General features: G+C 54.7%; 1 protein-coding gene. It reads left to right on the forward strand.

The window, feature by feature from the left end:
* Nucleotides 1-15: 15 nt before the first annotated feature.
* Nucleotides 16-1,176 (forward strand): elongation factor Tu, encoded by a 1,161-nt coding sequence (gene tuf, locus BCA33_RS19520; protein ID WP_071268456.1) that lies wholly within the window; start codon nucleotides 16-18, stop codon nucleotides 1,174-1,176.
* Nucleotides 1,177-1,202: the final 26 nt, after the last annotated feature.

The raw sequence follows: 1,202 nt of genomic DNA on the forward strand, positions 1-1,202 counted from the left end.
ACGTAAAAGCCGCACCTGAACGTGGGCACTATTGGTCACGTAGACCATGGTAAGACGACTCTGACCGCTGCTCTGACCCGTGTATGTCACGAAGTTTGGGGTACGGGTTCTGCGAGTGCATTCGATCAGATCGATAACGCACCGGAAGAGCGTGCGCGTGGTATTACCATCGCGACCTCCCACGTTGAGTATGATTCACCGGCACGCCACTACGCACACGTAGACTGCCCGGGCCACGCTGACTATGTTAAAAACATGATCACGGGTGCGGCACAGATGGACGGTGCGATTCTGGTTTGTTCTGCAGCTGACGGCCCTATGCCGCAGACGCGTGAGCACATCCTGCTGTCTCGTCAGGTTGGTGTTCCTTACATCGTTGTGTTCCTGAACAAAGCGGACATGGTTGATGATGAGGAGCTGCTGGAGCTGGTAGAAATGGAAGTTCGCGAGCTGTTGGCCGCGTATGACTTCCCGGGTGACGACACGCCGATCATCACCGGTTCTGCCTTGATGGCACTGCAGGGTAAAGATGATAACGAAATGGGTACTACCGCTGTTAAGAAGCTGGTAGAAGCCCTGGATTCGTATATTCCTGAGCCAGATCGTGCGATCGATCTTCCGTTCCTGCTGCCGATTGAGGACGTGTTCTCGATCTCTGGCCGTGGTACGGTTGTGACCGGTCGTGTAGAGCGCGGTATCGTTAAGGTTGGTGAGGAAGTTGAGATTGTTGGTATCAAGGATACCGTCAAGACAGTCTGCACCGGCGTTGAGATGTTCCGTAAGCTGCTCGACGAAGGTCGTGCTGGTGAGAACGTAGGCGTACTGCTGCGTGGCACCAAGCGTGATGACGTTGAGCGTGGTCAGGTACTGTGTAAGCCGGGCAGCATCAAGCCGCACACCAAGTTTGAGTGTGAAGTGTATGTGCTGAGCAAGGACGAAGGTGGTCGCCATACTCCGTTCTTCAAAGGCTATCGTCCACAGTTCTACTTCCGTACCACTGACGTAACTGGTTCCTGTGAACTGCCGGAAGGCGTGGAAATGGTTATGCCAGGCGATAACGTGAAGATGGAAGTGACGTTGATTGCTCCGATTGCCATGGAAGATGGCCTGCGCTTCGCGATTCGCGAAGGCGGCCGTACCGTTGGTGCCGGCGTAGTCGCAAAGATCCTCGAGTAATTTGCTCGTTGAATCAGGGAGAGGGG

Origin of the sequence: Marinobacter sp. AC-23, from assembly GCF_001858325.1 — a bacterium.
Classification (GTDB): Bacteria; Pseudomonadota; Gammaproteobacteria; order Pseudomonadales; family Oleiphilaceae; genus Marinobacter.